The sequence below is a fragment of the Agromyces sp. ISL-38 genome, from assembly GCF_018613935.1.
GTDB lineage: Bacteria > Actinomycetota > Actinomycetes > Actinomycetales > Microbacteriaceae > Agromyces.
Window position 1 is genome coordinate 95,872 of record NZ_JAGGPF010000011.1, and the last position, 19,161, is coordinate 115,032.

Consider the following 19,161-nt stretch of genomic DNA (forward strand, 5'->3'; position numbering starts at 1 on the left):
AATCGCTGCGTGCGCTCGTCGCCCAGGCGTTCGCGCCGCGGCGCTACGAACCGCGCTGACCTGAGCCCCGGGCCGCATCGGCCCGGCGAGCGAGCAGCGCGCGCTCGCGCTCGTTCGAGGTCAGCGCCGCGGCCCGTTCGAACTCGACAGCGGCCTCCTCGGTGCGGCCCAGTCGTTCATAGAGGTCGCCGCGCACGCTCGGGACGAGGTGGTAGTCGCGCAACGCGGGCAGCGACTCGAGCTGCACGAGCAACGCGAGTCCCGCCTCGGGACCGTACGCCCGGCCCAGGGCGACGGCCCGGTTCAGCTCGGCGACCGGCGAACCGGTTCTGCGTCCGAGGTCCTCGTAGAGTCGGGCGATGCGCGTCCAGTCGGTGTCGTCAGCGGATGCCGCACGCGCATGCTCCGCGGCGATTGCCGCCTGCAGCGCATACGGCCCCGGCTCCGCTGCGCTCGCCGTGGTGAGCTCGTCGGCGCGGGCGAGCGCGTCGAGGCCGCGGCGGATCCGCGAGGCATCCCACCTGCTGCGGTCCTGGTCATCGAGCAGCACCGCCTCGCCGTCGGGACCGACACGAGCGGCGAGGCGAGAGGACTGCAGCTCCATCAGCGCGGTGAGGCCGTGCACCTCGGGGTCATGCGGCGCGAGTGCGACGAGCATTCGGCCGAGCCGAAGGGCTTCGTCGCAGAGCGCCGGCCGCATCCAGTCGGCGCCTTCCGTCGCGGCGTATCCCTCGTTGAAGAGCAGGTAGATGACGCCTTCCACGGTGGCGAGCCGCTCGGCGCGTTCCAACCCGCTCGGCTCCTCGAGCTCGGCGCCCGCCTCCGTGAGGATGCGCTTCGCACGGGAGATGCGTTGCGCGACCGTCGACTCGGGTGCCAGATAGGCGCGGGCGATCTCCCTGGCGGTGAGGCCGGCCACGAGGCGCAGGGTCAGCGTGGTCTGCGCCTCGCTCGTCAGCGACGGATGCGCGCAGATGAACATGAGGCGCAGCATGTCGTCCTCGATGTGATCGATGCCCGCCGCCGGATCGTCGTCGACGGTCTCGGCCAGGTCGTGCGCGAGGGCCGCAGCGGCGCGGTCGTGCTTCGCGCGGGAACGGAAGACGTCCATGGCGCGGCGCTTCGCCGTGGTCATCAGCCAGGCGCCCGGATTGTCGGGAATGCCGCTGGTGGGCCACTGCGCGAGCGCCGCGACCACGGCGTCCTGCGCCACGTCTTCGGCAACGCCGACATCGCGCACGATGCGCACGAGCGACGCGATGAGCCGCGTCGACTCGAGGCGCCAGATCGCCTCGATCGCGGCACGCGTCGCCTTGTCCGCCCCGGGATCATCCCTCACGGGTGCGATCAGACCACACGCGCCGCGCGAGGCGCAACTGCCGGCCTCGATACGCGGCGGCCTCCGGCCGGCGCTACTCGACCACCGGTCAGAATTCCGCCAGTTGGCGGATCTCGACGTGCCCCTCCCAGCCGGGCCAGTGGTCGACATGGATCTGCATGAGCCGGCGACCGAGTTCGACGGCTTCCCCGCGGGAGTGCACGTCGATCACGGCGTAGCCGCCGACCAGCTCCTTCGCTTCGGCGAACGGCCCGTCGATCGCCTTGATCTTCCCGTCGGCGAGCGAGACGATCGCGCCGGCGGCGCTCGGCAGCAATCCCTGACTGTCGATGAGCGTTCCGTTCAGTCGGCCCTCTCGGTCGTACTCGGCCATCGCCTGGTAGAGCTCGGGCGGGGCCTCGCCTTGCGGGTTCGCCTCGTCCATCTTGACCATGCACATGAATCGCATCGCGACCTCCTCGAGTTCCGGCACGCCCCGTCGGTGTGCCCTCACCCTAACGTCGCCAGTTTCGCCGGGTTCTCGACACGGGGTGCGAGAAATCCCAGAACCGATTCGATGAGCGGATGTCGAGAACGGATGCCGCGCGGCGACGTCATGGTGAACGACCCGGTCACACCGATCGGATCGAACGATGAAAGGACACATCATGGCAACCGACATCACGAGCCGAAACACCTCGGCTCGCTCCGACGACCGCCGCTCCGCTCGCGCCACCGATCCATTGACCCGCGCGCTCGTCGCGGCGGGCGCCGCCGCCGGGCCGCTCTTCGTCGTGGTGGCTTCGGTGCAGGCCGTCACCCGCGAGGGATTCGACCTGACGCGGCATCCGCTCAGCCTGCTCTCGCTCGGCGACCGGGGGTGGGTGCAGATCGCGAACTTCATCGTCGCGGGCGTGCTCATGCTCGCGTTCGCCATCGGAACGCGGCGAAGCCTGGGTGCAGGGCCCGGACATCGCTCGGCGCCGGTGCTGTTCGGCGTCTACGCCGCCGGGCTGATCCTCGGTGGCGCATTCACGGCGGACCCCGCCCTCGGCTTTCCCGCCGGGGCGCCCGCCGGCTACCCGACTGAGCTCACCGTCCACGGCATCGTGCACGCCATCGCGCCGCCCCTCTCGTTCCTCGCGTTCGTGGCGGCGACGTTCGTGGTGGCACGGCGCTTCTCCTGGGAGGGACACCGCGCCGCTGCCGTGTGGACACGCGTGGTCGGCGTCGCGTGCTTCGTGCTCACCCTGCCGTTCGACCTGTGGATGAGCGTGCGCCTGTTCCTGGGGGTGGCGCTCGCGTTCGCGTGGATCGCCGCCTACGCCTTCGCGCTGCTCCGCCGCAGACATTGAAACCGATTTCCGATCCGAGCCGGCGCGCTCGGCGGAACGGCTCAGACGAACCGGAAGGGGATGCCGAGCAGGTTCGCCGCGGCGCGGTAGTCGGCGGCGCGGTGCCCGATCGACAACGACCAGTGGTGTCCGACCCCGGTCGCGGCCCACTCGTCGACCCACTCGCCGGGATCGCGCCCGAAGTCGACCCGGCTCGTCGTGTTGCCGATCGCGAGGAGCGGGCCCGGCACGACGGTTCCCGCCGACGCGATGAACGAGAGGGTGCCGTCGCGGTCCTGGCCGAGCCCGAGCAGCGTCACCGGGCCGGGCTGCACGTCGAACTCGACCGACACGCCCCAGCCGCGCTTGCCGTGGTAGATCCCGAGTCCGCGCAGGAGCGGGTCGCGACTCGACACCGCGAGGTGCGCCGGGCCGTCGTGGCCCATCTCGACGACGCCGTCCTCGAAGTTCAGCGCCTGCACCTCGCAGAACGAGCCGCCTGCGCCGACCACTTGCGTCACGAGCTGTGCGACCGAGGTGCGCAATTCGTACTCCCCCGAGGCGGGGATGCCCCGGGCCGTGAGCAAGGAGGCGCCGAGGATCATTCCCGCGCCGAGCCGCTCATGCTGCTCGCCGTCGAGCCCTCGGTGGTAGTAGGCGAGCGAGTCGAGGTCGAAGTCCTCGGCGAGTCGATCGAGGCCGACCGAGACCCGCGCACCCCACGCGAAGTCCTCGTCGACGACGCTCTCGTCGAGGGTGAAGACCTGTCGTGCCAGGTGCATCCGCTCGGCGGTCTCGGCATCGGTCACCTGCTCGACACGCACCCGAAGGTCGTCGAACTCGAGCACCTCGACGTGCGAGCCGAAGGTGACGGGCAGCAACGACAGATCGGTGGAGACGTCGAGCATTCCCGGGTACAGGTGTCCCATGAGGCCGTGGCGTGCGTGGCGGAGCGCGGCGCGCACGTGTGCGGCGCTCACCCACTGCTCGATGCGTCGCCACGCCGACTCCTGACGGAGGTGCCCCGAGACCGACCGGAACGGGATGCCGGCGCGGCGGAACACGTTTCCGACCTCGGGCACCGAGCACTGCCCGCAGTAGGCGAGCCACGCGCCCGTGTCGAAGCTCGGATGGTCCATGCGCGCGGTCGGCTGCAGGTCGATGACGAGCACGGGCGTGTTCGACCGCTGGGCGATCGGCAGCACCATCGACGAGGTCAGGTACGTGGTGAGGAACATGACGATGAGGTCGCAGTCGGCCTGCCGCAGCTTCTCGGCGGCGACGGCGCCCTCCTGTGCATCGGAGATGAAGCCGACGTCGACGACCTCGGCGTCGAGTCGGCGGAACCGGTCTGAGACGTACCGGGCGGACTCCTGGAGTTGCGGAAGCAGGTCGGGGAACTGCGGCCAGTAGGTGCCGAGCCCGCCGGCGACGAGCCCGATGCGGGTCGAGCGACGGACCTTCGCGGCGAGCAGTGGGTGGACCGGTGCAGTCGTGTCGGACATGGCTTCCTTGTTCTCGAGCATCTTCAATCGATTCAATCTGAGTCGTGGTTGATCAGGTCCGGGCTCGGGTGCGGTCGCGTCTCGGATTCCGGGACTGCGTCAGCGGCCGGTGGACTCCCTGACGACCAGTCGCGGCTGGAACGTCGTGGCCGAGTGCCGGTGCGCCTTGCCCTCCTGCAGCTCGGCGAGGAGCTTGGCCACGGCGACCTCGCCCATCTCCTGCTTCGGCTGGCCCACCGTCGTGAGTCGGCGCGCCTCCTCGGTGCCGAACGCGAGGTCGCCATAGCCGACGACGGCGGCATCGCGGGGCGTCTCGACCCCGGTCTCGGCGAGGCCTCGCATCACGCCGATGGCGAGCTGGTCGTTCGTGCAGAAGACCCGCCGCGGCGCTCCGCTCGCTGCGATGCGCCGGCCGGCCTCGACACCCGCTTCGATGGTCATGTCGCGCATCTCGAACTCGACGAGGCTGTCGGGATCGAGGCCAGCGGATGCCAGTGCCGACCGCGCACCCGTGCGCCGATCCTCGCACTGCACGATGGTGTGGCTGCCGTTGACGATGCTGATGCCGCTCCCCGGCACCCCGAGAAGGTGCTCCACTGCGATCTCGCCGCCATGCACGTCATCGATCGCCACGGAGCACGCCTCCGACTCGTCGATACTGCGATCGACGACGATCAACCGGGTGCCGACCATGCGCAACTGCGACAGTCGCGACCAGTCCGCGCTGATCGGCACCACGAGTGCGCCCGCCGCGCGCTGCTCAGCGAGCATGTCGAAGTGGCGCTGCTCCCGCGCGGGATCCTCGTGGCTCACGCAGAGCACGACGGCGTAGCGATCGCGGTCGGCGGCGACGACCACAGCGTCGACGATCGCCGCATAGAACGGGTTCACGACGTCGGGGATGACGAGGCCGAGCACCCGGTTCGTGCCCTGCCGCAACGTCGCCGCCGCGCGATTCGGCACGAAGTCGAGCTCCTCGATGGCCGCCATCACCCTCTCGCGCGTCGGCACGGCGACGACATGCGGACGATTCAGCACGTTCGACACGGTCGCCGTGGAGACGCCGGCGAGCCGCGCCACGGCGGCGAGCCCGAGATTACGCTGTCCCATCACGGTGTCAGTCAAGCACGCTGGACGAACGGTCGTTCGAATGGATCTTCGTCATCATGCTTCCCTTCATCGAAGCGAGCTGTCCGGTGTCAGCTCTCGGCGTTCGCTCCCAGATCTCGAGGCGGACCGGCCCGAAGAGGCCGTGTCGCGTCTGCCCGGCCATCACGGCCGACGTCGGCGACGCCACGTCGAGGTATGGCGCGAGGGTGCCACGCACGGTGACCTCGATGAGGTGCTCGCCTCCGTGCTCGACCGCCTCGCTCACATCGCTGCGCCACGGGCCCGCGAAGAGCGTGTCGACGAGCACGCCGTCGACCCGCACCTCCGTCGTCCCACGCACGAGACCGAGGTCGAGCACCGCTCTCGTCCCCTCGGGGCGCTCGATCCGGCAACGCCGCGCGTACCGCACCGCGCCACCGAGTGCCGAGAGCCCGAGCTCGTCCCATGGCCGCAGTTCTGCCTCGACCGGGGTGACCGTCACGGCGATCGGACCATCGAGCAGGGCGCCCGCTCTCCTGCCGTCCTCGGGTCGGAAAGAGAGCGTGAGTCGTCGATCCATGGCTGCCGGCCGGTCGAAGACGAGCCGGTCGCCGCTGCGGACGACATCGGACGCCCGCACCTCCCAAGGGATCGAGGTGGGCACCGTCGCCTCGATGGTTCCGATCGGCACGTCGAAGGTCAGCGTCTCCACCCGCCCTGGTCGCGGTGCGACATCGGGCACGAGGGTGACCACACTCTCGTGCACGGATTCGCGCTCGAGCCAACCGGCACGCTGCAGCGGGTGGGGCCGGGGCACGAGGCATCCGTATCGGGGATCCTCGTACTGCATCAGCCGCTGACTCACGGGAACCGGCGCCAGCTCCCGCGTGACGGTCCACGAGGCATCCGAGCGGATGCCGAGGCCTCCGTCGATCGCGGGCACCGAGTCGAGCCGGATCGCGACGGGCCGACCGACATCCGTCGAACGCACCTCGAGGATGTTGCCGCCATCGCGGAGCACGTCGCGGAGATCGTACGGGTGCACGCGCGTGAATCGTCGCGCCGCGTAGGGGTCGAAGTCGCTCTGCCGGCCGATCTCGACTCCGTTGACGACGAGTGTGCTCGGCGCCTCGCTGCTCAGCTGCACCCGCGCGTCGGCGACGCCACTGCTCGCCTCGAAGGTCGTAGAGAACACGACGGAGGTGGAGCGGGCCGGCTCATCGGCCGCCTCGATCCATTCGGGCCTGGCGAACCGCTCGAGGTCGGTCGTGAGCGCGAAGTAGGCGCGCAGATCGCCCGTCCCGGCCGCGGTGAATTCGATCTCGAGCACTCGGGACCCAGTGGGAAGGCCGGCGTGGAAGGTGAGGTAACCGGGCTCGCCGGGCGCGAGCTCGACGCCGTCGACACGGATGCTCCGGCCGGCGTTGGCACCGACGGCCAGCCGGATCGCGGGGTCGTCGGGCACCGTGATCGTCGTGCGCACGCGGTAGCGCCCGCCCGGGGTGACGCCGCGCCAGAGCAGGAACTCCTCGGGAACGTAGCCGTTCGGGCCGAGGCTCTCATCGTGGATCGGGTCCTTTCGGATGCCTCGCGAGAGCGACCATTCGGCCCGCGTCCAGTCGCCGTCGGGGCCGGCGACCTCGGCGAATGGACCGAACGTCGCGAGGACGCGCCGGCGCTCGCCGTTCGCGCCACCCTCGCCGTTCTCGTCATCGTCGCCGTTCTCGTCATCCTCATGGTCGAACTCCCAGACCTGGATTGGCACGACCCCGCGCTGCTCCACGTCGTCGAGGTCACCCCACGAGTTGTCGAGCGTCGACTCGGGAGATACGAGCCAGGGGCCGTCGAGCTCTTGCGATGACCTGCGCTCGCCGAGCACGGGAGCGGTGGCAGCCGGGAGGTCGGGCCCGACGACGAGGAGGGCGATGGAGCCGACGCTGAAGTCCACGTGCGCCTCGACCGCACCGTCGCCGAGCCGGGTGAGCGGAACGTCGCGCCGCAAGCCGGTGCGAGGATCCCAGAGCTGGCCCGCGACTCCGTCGAGTCCCTCGAGACCCGCGCCGTTCAGCCGCACGGTGAGGGCCCTGCCCGCCGGCGGCACGAAGTGGTATCCCTCAGAGCTCAGGCGCTGCCAGTAGCGCTTCCAGTTGAAGTCGCCCGACTCCCAGGCCTCGCCGAACTCGGGCAGCATCGGCTGCACCGTTCCTGTGCGCTCGTCGTGGGCGATCGCCGCGATCAGGTGCGTGTCGCCGATGACGCGATGGAGCACGGGGGCGTCGGCGACGACCGAGACGGCCGACGCCCGCAGCATCCGTGGCACGTCTTCGACGTCGTCGACTCGGAGGATGCGTCCCGCCGAGAGCAGTGCCGCGAAGCGCCCCGGCGCATCGGGGGCGAGTTCGCGGTCGACGAAACGGGTCGGGGCGGCGCCGATGCAGATCACCCGGCCACCCTGCTCCGCCAATGCCGCGAGGAGCGCGGCGACGTCGGCCGGGATCACCTCAGTAGCGGGCAGCACGACGTTGCGGTATCGCTCACCACGCAGACGCAGTTCGTCGCCCGAAACCTCGGCCGCGCGGAGCGAGTGCGCGCCGAGCGTGTCGTAGTCCACGCCCGCGCGCTCGAGGATGCCCCGCTGCTCGGCGTACCAGGGCGTCATGCCGTTGAGGTCGAAGTAGACGCGCTCCGCATCGCGGGCACCCAGGTCGCGCCCGTCGGCGGTGAGCCGTGACTGCACGAACTCGGTCGGGAACAAGAGCACGGTCGACGCGACATGCTCGCCCGCGGTCAGCACCGAGGAGAGCCGCGTGACCGCCTCGGCGAACACGTGATAGCCGGGCCAGTAGGGCTGCCGCCAGCAGGTGGAGGGCGGCGCCCATTCGAACCAGCCGGACCGCGTGGAGTAGTACACCGCGTGGGGGTCGTACAGGTTCGCACCCCGCCGGAGGAACGGCGAGAGCCAGTCATACGTCTCCTCGAGGGTGCCACCCCAGCCCGACGAGTGGAACGCCTCGATCCACACCCGCTCGTGCCCATGGGCGTGGGCGAGCGACGAATGGATCTTCGAGTCGCCCCAGTGATCGCTGCCCGGGATCGCGTAGGTCGAATGCGTCTCGAGGTAGTCGCCGTAGTGCGCGGTCGCGCCGATCGGCTCGCCCTCGCGCGCCGGGCTCTGCTGGTCGAAGCCGCACGCGAGCCCGGCCTGGTCGAGACGAGCTGCGAGCGGATCGAAGAAGGCGGCACGGGCGAACCGGGCGCGAGCGCTGTGGTAGTCGAGCCGCACCCGGTCGGCGTCCACTTCGGCACCTGCGGCACCGGTGGGCAGGGCATCGCCCCAGAGCGCCGGCAGCACCTCGAGTAGGTCGTAGCCCGTGTGGTCGCGAAACCGCGACGCGAAGTCGTTGGACCACGTGGGGACATCCGGCAGCTCGTCTTGGAACACTCCGCCGATGCCGCGCCCGAAGTGCTTGCCGACACGGCGCTCATACTCCCCGTAGACGGAGTCGAGGAGCGCGTCGCACGCGGCCGGGGAGAAGTAGTCGAAGCCGCGCACGCTCGCGAAGCACAGCACGAGTTCACCGGGCGCCTGCCGATGCCGGGCCCGACCCTCTTCGATGCTGACGGGCACGACCGGCGAGCCGTCGTGCGCGGCAAACCACGCGCCGAGCGCGTCGGCATCTTCGGGAACGGCGAGCTCGACGTCACCGGATGTCGCGTCGACGCGAGCCTGCGAGAGCGACCGACCGGCGAATTGCGGATGCGCCGCAATGACGCGCCCCTGCAGGTTCGCGCCCGAGAAGCCGATCTGGTCGTAGAGCCAGATCTGGAATCCCAGCTCCTCGGCGTCGGCGCAGGCGCCTGCGAAGATCTCCCACCATTCCTCCGACATGAAGGGCGGGTCGTCGGCGAGTGCACCGTAGAGCGGCCCGGTCGGTGCCAGGTTCATCACGACGGCCTGCCAGATGCCCTGCTCGACGAGCTGCCGCATCTGCCAGCGAAGGCGCTCGGGGTCGAGGCGTTCGCCGCTCCACCACCACAGCGGCACAGGGCCGTAGCGCACGGAGGGCCGCTCGAAGCGGGCGACGAGCTCGGTGGACATCGACTCTCCTCGATCGGATGGTACTGGGAGGGAGCGGCAGCCGGCGCGCACCCGCCGGCTGCCGCGGAACGTGCTCAGCCTTCGGCGTAGGCGGCATCCATCTGCGAGAGGGCGCCCTTCGCGTCGACATCGCCGGCCAGGAGCTGCTGAACCACCTCGAAGTGCACCTGCTGCACCTTCGCGTTCGGCCACAGCTGGTCCATGAAGGGATCGGTCTTGCCCGACTCCAGGTACTCGAGCAGCGAGTCGAGCGCGGGGTCGGGCTCGAAGGTCGACGACCCGAGCGCGGGGATGGCGGCGATCGGGGTGTTGTACACCGACTGGCCCTCGTCGGAGGTCAGGAACTCGATGAGCTTCTTCGCGCCTTCGGGGTTCTTCGCCTTGGCGTTGATGCCGTAGGCGGCGCCCATGGCCGCGGCCATCCGGGTCTGCGACTCGTCGTCGGTGGCGGGAAGCGGAGCGAGCGTGAACTCGGTGTCCTCAGCGGCACCTTGGCGGATGGCCGCCAGGGAGGCGTTCACCTGCACCGAGGCCATGGCCTCGCCCTTCGCCACCATGTCGAGGGCGTCCTCGTACACCGTGCCGAGCGCGTCGTCCTGGAAGCATCCGGCATCCTGCATCGCCAGGTACTTGTCGAAGACGTCGACCCATGCGGAATCGGCGAAGGTCACGTCGCCGGCGGACATCTGGGCGGCGAAGTCGGGGTCGGGCCCGTACACGAGGGTCGGTGCGAGGGCGTACGAGATGAGCTGCGTGTTCCACGGCGTTGCGCCCGCGAGTGCGAAGGCCGTCTTGCCCGCGGCCTTGGCCTCACCGCAGAAGGCGAGGGTGTCGCTCCAGGTGGTCGGGATGCTCCAGCCGTTCTCCTCCATCGCGGTGAGGTTGAACGCCGATCCGATGCCGGCCGAGCTGATCGGCGCCGTGTAGGTCTTGCCGCCGTTCTGGCTGACGGACTTGAAGCCCTCGGGGATGCGGGAGGTGAAGTCCATGTCGGAGAGGTCGGCGACGAGCCCGGCATCCGACACGACCTGCATCGCCATCGGGTTGCCGTCGCCGGCCCAGACGAAGAAGACGTCGGGGGCCGTGCCGCTCGACAACTGGGTCCGTGTCGTCGTCTGGTACTCGTCGACGCCCGACGCCGTCACCTCGACGGAGATGCCGGTCTCGGCCTCGAAGGCCGCGGCGGCCTCCTTGGCGGCCGTCTTGTCGCTCGTGACGGTGGCCCACGTGAGGGTTTCTCCCCCGCCGCCGCCCGTGTCGTTCGAGCATCCGGCAATGGAGGCGACGACCGCCGCGCCGATCGCCAGGGTGACTACTGCTCTGTAGCGCATGTGTTGCTCCTTTCGTTCGTGAACCGGTCCGCGGACGCTGTGCAGCGGACCATCTTCCCCGTCGGCCCGGGCGTCAGCCCTTGAGTCCGCTGGCGAAACCTTGGATGACCGTGCGTTGCAGCACGAAGTAGACGATCAGGATGGGGGCGATGCTGATGACGAGCCCCGCGAAGACGAGGTTCCACTGCGAGACGTACTGCCCGACGAAGCTGTAGAGGGTGACCGGCACGGTCTGCTGCCCGCTTCCGCTCAGGTACAGCAGCGGCGTGAGGAAGTCGTTCCACACCACGATGACGTTGAGGATCACGACCGTGCCCGTGATCGGCCTGAGGAGTGGGAACACCACCCGCCAGAAGGTGCCGAGCGCACCGGCGCCGTCGATCGCGGCCGCCTCCTCGTACTCGATCGGCAGCGCGCGGAGGAATCCCGTGTAGAGGAAGATCGAGAACGGCATCTGCAGGCCGATGTAGAAGAGGACGAGCGACCACACGGTGCCGAGGAGTCCGAGATCGCGCATCGTCGTGTAGAGCGGGATGAGCGCCAGCTGGAACGGCAGCAGGAGTCCGATGAGGAATCCGAAGTACGCGACCTTCGACCATCGACGACCGACTCGCGCGAGGGGGTAGGCGGCCAGCGCCGACAGCAGCACGAGCACGACGACGCTCACGACCGAGACGACCGTGCTGTTCACGAGCGCGTTCCCGAGGTTGCCCTGCACCCAGGCGTCGGCATAGTTCTGCAGCGTGAACGAGCTCGGTAGTTCGAGCGGGCCGGCCGGGTCGTTGGACTCCCGGAACGAGAGGTTGATCAGCACGTAGGCGGGCACGAAGAACACCACCGCAACGGCGATCATGACCACTTCGAGGATGCCGGTCTTCCACGTGTAGCGCTGGTACATGGCGTTCAGTCCTTGTTCTGTCGGCTGAGGACGAAGTACTGGCCGCTCGAGAGGATCGCGACGAGCACGGTCAGCACGAGCGCGATCGCGATGCCATAGCTGAAGTCGCCGAACTGGAACGCGTTCTTGTAGAGGAGGGTGGACATCGTCTCGGTCGAGCCGCCGGGGCCTCCGCCGGTCATCACCCACACCTGGTCGAACAGCTTCAGGCCGCCGATGATCGAGAGCATGAGGTTGATGGTGATCGAGGGCGCGAGTTCCGGCCGGATGATGCTCCAGAACCGCCGGAAGGGCCCCGCGCCGTCGACATACGACGCCTCGATCACCTCGGTCGAGATGCCCTGCATGTTGGCGAGGAAGATCACCATGGAGTATCCGGCGAACTGCCAGATCACCACGAGGCAGATGGCCCAGATGGCCACTTCGCCGTCGCCGAGCCAGTTCTGCGTGAGCGCGCCGAGGCCGACTCCCTCGAGGAGCGCGTTGATCGCGCCGTTCGGCGAGAAGAGGTTCTGCCAGAGATAGGCCGTTGCCACGGGCGTGATGATCGCCGGGGCGAACAGGAGCACGCGGAGCAGGTTGCGGCTCTTGATCCGGCTGTTCACGCCGAGCGCCAGCAGGAGGCCGACCGCGTTCTGCACGATCGTGATCGTGAAGGCGATGACCAGCGTGCGCCCGATCGCCCCCGCCGCCTTCGGGTCGTTGGCGAGTTGGATGAAGTTGTCGATGCCGACGAAGGCCCGGGTCGGCGAGATGCCGTCCCAGTCGGTGAAGGCGAGGCCGGCGCCCTGGATGCTCGGCCAGAGCACGATGAAGACGTAGAACGCGGCGGCGGGAATGAGGAAGATCCAGAGCTTGGACGTGCCCCGATGCAGTCCGCTTCGGCGCCCGGTGCTCCGTCGCCCCGGTTCGGGCGCAGTGGGGCTTCGTTGTGCGAGCTCGGCCGGCGCTGCGGCAGGAAGGGTTGTCATCGCGGTCTCCGACCTCCTCGTCGTGAATTCAATCGATTAAATTCCACCGATCACTCACCGTAGGGAGGTTGCCCGCATTCGTCAAGACCCAGTCTCGAGCCAGTTTGACGGCGCCTGCACCAGGTGTACTGTCGGTGATCACGCTCCAGGCATGCCCAGCCGCGTCGAATCGGCTCGGATAGTGCGCCCGCCATTGAATCGATTAAGGAGGCGGTCGATTTGACCTCCACCCTCCGCGTGTACGACCTTCGCACCGAGCATCTCACCGAGCCGCTCGGCATCGATGCGCCCGTCCCCCGGTTCTCATGGCGCCTGCGAAGCGATCGGCGTGGCGCAGCGCAGTCCGCCTACCGGATCGTGGTGCACAGCGGCGACCGGGAGGTCTGGGACAGCGGGCGGGTTGAATCGTCGCAGACGTCGGGGATCGAGGTCGGCGCCCGGCTCGCGTCGCGAACCTCGTACCGATGGTCGCTTCAGGTCTTCGACGAGACCTCCTCGCCGGGCGAGCCCGAGACGGCCTCCTTCGAGACCGCCCTGCTGTCGCGCTCGGCGTTCCGCGGGGCCTGGATCGGTCGTGATGTGCACTGGGATGCCCCCGACAATGAACTCGACCCCCCGGTCGACGACGACATCCCGGCGAAGGTCAGGCACATCCCTCCGGCTGCCCACCTCCGGCGCGAGTTCGGCGTGACGACGCCCGTCACCCGTGCACGCGCCTACGCGACGGCGCGCGGCCTCTACACCCTGCACGTCAACGGCCGGCGGGTCGGCGATCACGAGCTCGCGCCCGGCTGGACGGACTACCGCGACCGCATCCTCTACCAGACGTACGACCTCACTCCCCTCGTGCGCGACGGGGAGAACGCGATCGGCATCGTGCTCGCCGACGGCTGGTGGTCGGGTTACGTCGGCTTCGATTCGCGTCGCCAGGGCAAGCACTACGGGACCGCCCCGCAGGCGTGGGCCATGATCGTCCTCGAACACGACGACGGCACAGAGACGGTCATCACGACGGATGCCGCGTGGCGAGAGCGTCGGGGCGCGATCAGGTACACCGACCCCCTCATGGGCGAACACGTGGACGCCCGCCAGGAGCTCCACGGGTGGACGGAGCCCGGCTTCGACGACTCCGCGTGGGCACCTGCTCGTGAGCTCGCCCACGATCACGATCTCCTCGTCGCGCAGGTCGACGAACCGATCCGGGCGACACTGCAGGTGCCCGCCGTCGAGCGGCTCGCGGATCCCGACGGACGCGCTGTCTACGACTTCGGCCAGAATCTCGTCGGTCGGGTACGCATCGAGCTGGGCGCGATGTCCGCGGGCCAGCAGGTGGTCCTGCGCCATGGCGAGGTGCTCGACGACGACGGCCGCCTCTATACGGCGAACCTGCGCACGGCGGAGGCGCGCGACGTCTATGCCTCGGCGGGATCGGCGAGCAACCTCTTCGAACCGACGTTCACCGTGCACGGCTTCCGCTACCTCGAGCTCTCGGGGCTCGACACTCCGCCGGACCCCGGCCAGGTCACCGCCGTCGTGCTCCACAACGACACCCCGTTCGTGGGCGAGATCACGACGTCGAGCGCTGACCTGAACCAGCTCGTGAGCAATATCCGATGGGGTCAGCGTGGAAACTTCGTCGGCGTGCCCACCGACTGCCCGCAGCGCGACGAACGGCTCGGCTGGATGGCGGACGCCCAGGTGTTCCTGCCGACTGCGGCCCTCGGCGCCGACGTCGCTGCCTTCTTCACCCGATGGCTCCGCGATGTCCGCTTCGCGCAGAGCCCCGAAGGATCGTTCCCCGACGTCGCGCCGGTCGTCTCGGAGTTCTTCGCCGACGGGGCGCCGGCCTGGGCCGACGCCGGCGTCATCATTCCGTGGCATCTCTACCGCGTGTACGGCGACCGGCGGCTCCTCGCGGACTCCTTCGAGTCCATGGCCCGCTGGGTGGACTTCGTGGAACGCGAGAACCCCGACCTCCTCTGGCGACGGCGAGTGGGAAACCACTACGGGGATTGGCTGCAGATCGACGCGGTGACACCGCGGCCGGTGCTGGCGACCGCGTACTTCGCACGATCCGCTGAACTCGTGGCACGTGCGGCGAGTGTGCTCGGCCACGACCTGCAGGCGGCGCGCTACGGCGAGCTCGCCCGCCGGGTGCGCACGTCGTTCGTCGAGGCGTTCGTCGACGACGATGCCCGGATCGAGGGCGACACCCAGACCGCCTACCTCCTGGGGCTCGCGTTCGAACTCCTCCCCGAGCGGCTCCGCGCACGGGCGGCCGATCATCTCGTGCGCACGATCGAGGCGAATGATGGGCTGCTCACCACCGGGTTCGTCGGCGTCTCGCTGCTCTGCCCCGTGCTGAGCGAGATCGGTCGCAGCGATCTCGCCTATGCGCTCGTCGAGACCGACCGCTATCCGTCGTGGCTGTACTCGGTGCGTCACGGCGCGACGACGATCTGGGAGCGATGGGACGGATGGACCGAGCACGCCGGTTTCCAGTCGGCCGAGATGAACTCGTTCAATCACTACTCGCTCGGTTCCGTCGGCGAATGGCTCGTGCGGTTCGTGGCCGGAATCGACCAGACGCCGGAGTCCGTCGGATACGAGCAGCTCCGCATCGCCCCGCAGATCGGCGGTTCACTCACCCGTGTGGCGGCGCGCTACGAGACACCGCGCGGACTCGTCATGACCGAGTGGTCGATCGAGGGTGATGACGTCGAGGTCGCGGCGTCCGTGCCGCCCGGCACGACGGCGCGGGTCTCACTCGCTTCCCGCGACGTGCTGGAGTCCGCCGGGACGCTCGAGGAGACGACGGGGATCAGCGAGATCGTTGTCGGTGATGGACTGACCGAGTTCACGATCGTCTCGGGCGACTACCGTTTCCGGTTCCCACGCGCCGCCGAGTAACACCCGCCCGCCCACCCGCACCTCCCAGACGACCTCGAGCCCCGGCATCCGCTCTGGAAGGATTGACCCATGACCGACGCCCCGCTCATCGTCTCCGTGCCCGGCAACACGCTTCGCGACGCACTCGGCACTCCGCCCGACCGCGTCGAGGTCGTCGTGTGGGACATGGCGTCCGCGCCGCCCGCGGCGCACCTCGACGTCGTCGTGCCGCCGTACATGGGAACCGCTGCGCTCCTCGGCGCCCTCGCCGACGTCACCACGCGGCTCGTGCAGTCGCAGTCCATCGGGTACGACCACGTGCTGGGGGCGCTCCCGCCCGGACACGTCTTCGCGAACGCCGCGAGCGTGCACGAGACGTCGACCGCCGAGCTCACCCTCGCGCTCGTGCTCGCGTCGCAGCGCGGTATCCCCGAGTTCGTGCGGGCGGCATCCGAGGGGCGCTGGGCGCCCGAGCAGCGCGAGAGCCTCGCCGACCGGCGGGTGCTGCTGCTCGGCTACGGCGGTGTCGGCCGTGCGATCGAGGCCCGGCTCGCGCCGTTCGAGGTCGAGATCGTGCGCGTCGCGAGCCGTGCGCGCCACGACGAAGCCGGCGCCATCCACGGCCTCGACGAGCTGCCGGCACTGCTGCCGACCGCCGACATCGTCATCGTCGGAGTACCGCTCACGGATGCCACGACCGGCCTCGTCGACGATGCCTTCCTCTCGGCGCTGCCCGACGGAGCCCTGCTCGTGAACATCGCACGCGGCAAGGTCGCCGACACCGCGGCGATCCTCGACCACGCCACACGCGGCCGGCTCCGCTTCGCGCTCGACGTCACCGACCCCGAGCCGCTTCCCGACGGGCACCCGCTCTTCGCCCTGCCGAACGTGCTCATCTCGCCGCACGTCGGCGGCGCGTCGACCGCGATGATGCCCCGCATGGCGAAGCTCCTGCGAACGCAGATCGAACGGATGCTGCGCGGCGAGGAGCCGCTCAACGTCGTGCTTCGCAGCTGAGCACCGGGTTTCGACAGGCTCAACCCACACACAACGCGAGGACCTCGATGACCCGCTTCGACCATGCATTCGACTGGGCTCGCCGCCACGTCGAGCACGGCCCATATCCCACTGCGGTGCTCGGCATCGCGACGGCCGACGGGGTCGTGGCACTCGACGCGTTCGGCACCGAGCGGGGGCGCGCGGCATCCGTCGACGACCACTATCCGCTGTTCTCGATCACGAAGCCGATCGTGGGACTCGCCGCGCTGCACCTCATCGAACAGGGGCGCCTCACACCCGAGACCCCGCTCGACCGGGCGATCTCGGGTTTCGGCGCCGACCGCGACGACATCGTGCAGCTGCGGCACCTCGTGAGCCACGCGTCGGGCATCGTCGAGCCGCCGATGGACGCCCCCGGCCTGCGAGAGTTGCTGCTCGTGCCGGGGCGCGACTTCGCGGCGGGCACCGTCTCGCGCTACTCGACGATCGCGTTCGAGGGCATCGCCGCGCTCATCGAGCACGCGGGTGGGGTGGCGTTCGAGCGCGCGATCTCGGCCACGGCCGAGCGCGCGGATGCCGCGGGGCTCACCTTCGACGCCGAGGCGACCCCGCACGAGGTCATCGACGCCGCCGACCAGGGCGTCGACTACGAGCGCTTCGCGACGCTGCGGCATCCGGGCGCCGGACTCCTCGGACGCGCCGTCGACCTGCTCGCGATCGGAACCGCGCTGCTGCGGAACGACGGATCCCTCGTGGCACCCGTCACGTACGACGCGATGCTCACCCCGCTCACCGGCGGCATCCCGAAGCTCGAGCCATACGTCGCCTCGCGCGGGCAGGACTGGGGCTTCACGTGGAACCTCCGCCACTCGGCACCGGGCCTGCTCGCCCGCGACACGTTCGGGCACGGCGGCTGGGCCGGCACGGAGTTCTGGATCACGCCGTCGGCCGGAGTCTGCTTCGTGCTGCTCACGAACATCGCGGCGCCGGGCCGTCTCGGGATCGACACCGACGAGCTGCACAACGCGGTCGCCGCGGCGGCTCTCTGAGCCAGCCACGCAGTCCGCACGCAGACGCTGGTTGAAGCCCTCAGCGTTTCCGTTCGCTGATCTCCTTTCCGGCAGCCAACCGGGTGACGTTCCATTCGAACGTGTCGCGAAGCCCTTCGGAAACACCGCCCGGCACTTGGACCTCGTTCAGTGCACCCTCGAATCGTCTGAGAGCGTCGGCAATCGTCGCCTCGATCGCTGATCGGCTGAACACGCCCCAAGACCGGGCCTCCGCCGCAAGTCGGTCGACACTGACCTTCCGGTGGTCGAACTCACCGTCGATCGCGAACGCCATCGTCCAGTCGATCCGGCCGTCCTGGTGCAGGTTGGGGACCGCGTCATACAAATCGGTGAGCCGATCTTCGCCTGGCAGGTGCAGGACACCCACGTTCTTCGCGTGGCCGTCGTTGTCGCCGACCAGGACCCTGAACATCAACTGCCGCAACCAGGTGTGCAACACGACCTCGTCACCGAGACTGGCGACCATCTCCGCAATCCGGTACGCACTCGGACGCTCGGCGCTGTTCGGACGCCTCCGGTCTTGGAACTTCACCTCGTCATCGGTCCAGTCCAGGCCGAGCGCCTGGGCAGTGTCTTCTTGATGGATGAGGCCGACGGTATCGCCGGCGACGACGCGGTCGAACCGTTCGATCGCGAGATAGCGGGTCGGACCGACGTCGAGCAATTCGCTTTGGAAATCGGCGAGACCTGCGTGACGCGCGAGCTGGTGGCTGTAGAACTCGTCGTTGACCTTGTGGGGTCGGGATGCCAGCTGTGGTTTCAAGATGTGCGTCGAGTGCGCCCGGCCATGCGGCAGCAGCCAGCCGCTGTCCCCGATCTTCGCCACGAGGAGCTTCGGCTGAAACCCTTGGAGCATCGAACGGCTGTCGTCGCGGATGCCCTGGTCGTGCTCATCAACGGACTTCTTCAACAACCGACGGAGCTCCGCATCCGTCAGTTCTTCGTATGCCGGGTTGCGCCGCTGCGGTTCGTCCGGCAACCGGAATGTGAGTGCTCCAGCGAGCGAGCCGCCGAACTCGCGGAGGATTCCGAACAGGTCGTGTTCGTGAATACCTCGCTCGGCAGCCATCGCCTTCCGCTGGTTGCCCTCCGGGGCGTATCCGCCGAGAAACCTCGATACGAGGCGATCGTCGGGCGCCCGGCTGGGAATCGCCGCGAAGCTCTCCGTGAGTCGCACGGATCCCGGCTCGAACTCATCAGTCCAGGTGAACCGGATGAACTCGCGGGTTCGTCGCGTCGCTCTCGACACGATGGCGATCGGAGAGTCGTGGAGGTAGACCTCCAGCAAGTCAGGCATCGAGCATGTCCCGGCGAACTGGCGCCTCGAAGCTGACGGTGACACGGACGCCGAGCTTGCGCAGCACGCGGAAGAGGCGAGTCGCGTACGTCGTGGGCTTCCCGCTTTCGAGTTCTCCGAGGTAGTAGCGCGAGAAGCCGAGCGATGAGGCGAGCTCATCCTGGGTGACCGAGCGCGCTTCACGGGCTGCGCGGAGAGCTTGGCCGAGATCGGCCGGTTTGCGGATTTCAATCGTCGGCATGGCGCCTTCCTCATGTTGGAGTTTCCACACATCGAACAATGTGACCATATCACCACATTTGCGTTGTGTGCAGTTTTTCTCACATCGGCGCTTTGTGCCGAAATCCCCACATATGACCGG

At 69.0% G+C, this 19,161-nt stretch carries 14 protein-coding genes; 4 read left to right on the forward strand and 10 right to left on the reverse strand.

From position 1 onward, the window contains the following. Positions 1-43: 43 nt before the first annotated feature. Positions 44-1,339 carry a sigma-70 family RNA polymerase sigma factor gene (locus tag J7E25_RS13745; RefSeq protein ID WP_308164571.1) on the reverse strand — a complete coding sequence of 432 codons (1,296 nt, stop codon included), beginning with the start codon at positions 1,337-1,339 and terminating at the stop codon, positions 44-46. A gap of 88 nt (positions 1,340-1,427) precedes the next feature. Then, entirely contained in the window at positions 1,428-1,787 is a 360-nt protein-coding gene (locus J7E25_RS13750; RefSeq protein WP_214870718.1) for a YciI family protein, read from the reverse strand. 199 nt (positions 1,788-1,986) lie between these two features. Here J7E25_RS13750 and J7E25_RS13755 point away from each other — a divergent pair, with 199 nt between their 5' ends. After that, positions 1,987-2,673: a DUF998 domain-containing protein gene (locus J7E25_RS13755; RefSeq protein WP_214870719.1), complete on the forward strand. Its 687-nt coding sequence runs from the start codon at positions 1,987-1,989 to the stop codon at positions 2,671-2,673. Positions 2,674-2,714: 41 nt separating this feature from the next. Here J7E25_RS13755 and J7E25_RS13760 read toward each other — a convergent pair whose 3' ends face one another. From J7E25_RS13760 to J7E25_RS13785, 6 genes are all read right to left on the reverse strand, one after another. Then, positions 2,715-4,157, reverse strand: a complete 1,443-nt coding sequence (locus J7E25_RS13760) for an L-fucose/L-arabinose isomerase family protein (protein ID WP_214870720.1) — start codon at positions 4,155-4,157, stop codon at positions 2,715-2,717. A 99-nt stretch (positions 4,158-4,256) separates the two neighbouring features. After that, a complete protein-coding gene (locus tag J7E25_RS13765; RefSeq protein WP_214870721.1) occupies positions 4,257-5,267 on the reverse strand; it encodes a LacI family DNA-binding transcriptional regulator in 1,011 nt (336 codons plus the stop codon). A gap of 7 nt (positions 5,268-5,274) precedes the next feature. Further along, positions 5,275-9,345 (reverse strand): hypothetical protein, encoded by a 4,071-nt coding sequence (locus J7E25_RS13770; protein ID WP_214870722.1) that lies wholly within the window; start codon positions 9,343-9,345, stop codon positions 5,275-5,277. A gap of 74 nt (positions 9,346-9,419) precedes the next feature. Further along, a complete protein-coding gene (locus tag J7E25_RS13775) occupies positions 9,420-10,676 on the reverse strand; it encodes an ABC transporter substrate-binding protein (RefSeq protein ID WP_214870723.1) in 1,257 nt (418 codons plus the stop codon). Between the two features lie 73 nt (positions 10,677-10,749). Beyond that, entirely contained in the window at positions 10,750-11,574 is an 825-nt protein-coding gene (locus J7E25_RS13780; protein WP_214870724.1) for a carbohydrate ABC transporter permease, read from the reverse strand. A 5-nt stretch (positions 11,575-11,579) separates the two neighbouring features. After that, positions 11,580-12,545: a carbohydrate ABC transporter permease gene (locus J7E25_RS13785; protein WP_214870725.1), complete on the reverse strand. Its 966-nt coding sequence runs from the start codon at positions 12,543-12,545 to the stop codon at positions 11,580-11,582. 219 nt (positions 12,546-12,764) lie between these two features. On the opposite strand from J7E25_RS13785, the gene J7E25_RS13790 reads away from it, so the two are divergent. From J7E25_RS13790 to J7E25_RS13800, 3 genes are all read left to right on the forward strand, one after another. Continuing rightward, complete coding sequence (locus J7E25_RS13790) at positions 12,765-15,455, forward strand: alpha-L-rhamnosidase (protein ID WP_214870726.1); 2,691 nt, start codon at positions 12,765-12,767, stop codon at positions 15,453-15,455. A 69-nt stretch (positions 15,456-15,524) separates the two neighbouring features. Continuing rightward, complete coding sequence (locus J7E25_RS13795; protein WP_214870727.1) at positions 15,525-16,451, forward strand: 2-hydroxyacid dehydrogenase; 927 nt, start codon at positions 15,525-15,527, stop codon at positions 16,449-16,451. A gap of 47 nt (positions 16,452-16,498) precedes the next feature. Continuing rightward, positions 16,499-17,482: a serine hydrolase gene (locus J7E25_RS13800; RefSeq protein ID WP_214870728.1), complete on the forward strand. Its 984-nt coding sequence runs from the start codon at positions 16,499-16,501 to the stop codon at positions 17,480-17,482. A gap of 40 nt (positions 17,483-17,522) precedes the next feature. Here J7E25_RS13800 and J7E25_RS13805 read toward each other — a convergent pair whose 3' ends face one another. Both J7E25_RS13805 and J7E25_RS13810 read right to left on the reverse strand, forming a co-directional pair. Then, positions 17,523-18,800, reverse strand: a complete 1,278-nt coding sequence (locus tag J7E25_RS13805; RefSeq protein WP_214870729.1) for a type II toxin-antitoxin system HipA family toxin — start codon at positions 18,798-18,800, stop codon at positions 17,523-17,525. Further along, positions 18,793-19,089, reverse strand: coding sequence for a helix-turn-helix transcriptional regulator (locus J7E25_RS13810; protein ID WP_214870730.1), 297 nt, complete (start codon positions 19,087-19,089; stop codon positions 18,793-18,795). The genes J7E25_RS13805 and J7E25_RS13810 overlap by 8 nt, the downstream gene beginning before the upstream one ends. Positions 19,090-19,161 lie beyond the last annotated feature (72 nt).

Bases quoted from the DNA above. Each gene is read 5' to 3' on its own strand.
- J7E25_RS13750 (WP_214870718.1), bottom strand. From the start codon at position 1,787: ATGCGATTCATGTGCATGGTCAAGATGGACGAGGCGAACCCGCAAGGC.
- J7E25_RS13755 (WP_214870719.1), top strand. From the start codon at position 1,987: ATGGCAACCGACATCACGAGCCGAAACACCTCGGCTCGCTCCGACGAC.
- J7E25_RS13760 (WP_214870720.1), bottom strand. From the start codon at position 4,157: ATGTCCGACACGACTGCACCGGTCCACCCACTGCTCGCCGCGAAGGTC.
- J7E25_RS13765 (WP_214870721.1), bottom strand. From the start codon at position 5,267: ATGGGACAGCGTAATCTCGGGCTCGCCGCCGTGGCGCGGCTCGCCGGC.
- J7E25_RS13770 (WP_214870722.1), bottom strand. From the start codon at position 9,345: ATGTCCACCGAGCTCGTCGCCCGCTTCGAGCGGCCCTCCGTGCGCTAC.
- J7E25_RS13775 (WP_214870723.1), bottom strand. From the start codon at position 10,676: ATGCGCTACAGAGCAGTAGTCACCCTGGCGATCGGCGCGGCGGTCGTC.
- J7E25_RS13780 (WP_214870724.1), bottom strand. From the start codon at position 11,574: ATGTACCAGCGCTACACGTGGAAGACCGGCATCCTCGAAGTGGTCATG.
- J7E25_RS13785 (WP_214870725.1), bottom strand. From the start codon at position 12,545: ATGACAACCCTTCCTGCCGCAGCGCCGGCCGAGCTCGCACAACGAAGC.
- J7E25_RS13795 (WP_214870727.1), top strand. From the start codon at position 15,525: ATGACCGACGCCCCGCTCATCGTCTCCGTGCCCGGCAACACGCTTCGC.
- J7E25_RS13800 (WP_214870728.1), top strand. From the start codon at position 16,499: ATGACCCGCTTCGACCATGCATTCGACTGGGCTCGCCGCCACGTCGAG.
- J7E25_RS13805 (WP_214870729.1), bottom strand. From the start codon at position 18,800: ATGCCTGACTTGCTGGAGGTCTACCTCCACGACTCTCCGATCGCCATC.
- J7E25_RS13810 (WP_214870730.1), bottom strand. From the start codon at position 19,089: ATGGTCACATTGTTCGATGTGTGGAAACTCCAACATGAGGAAGGCGCC.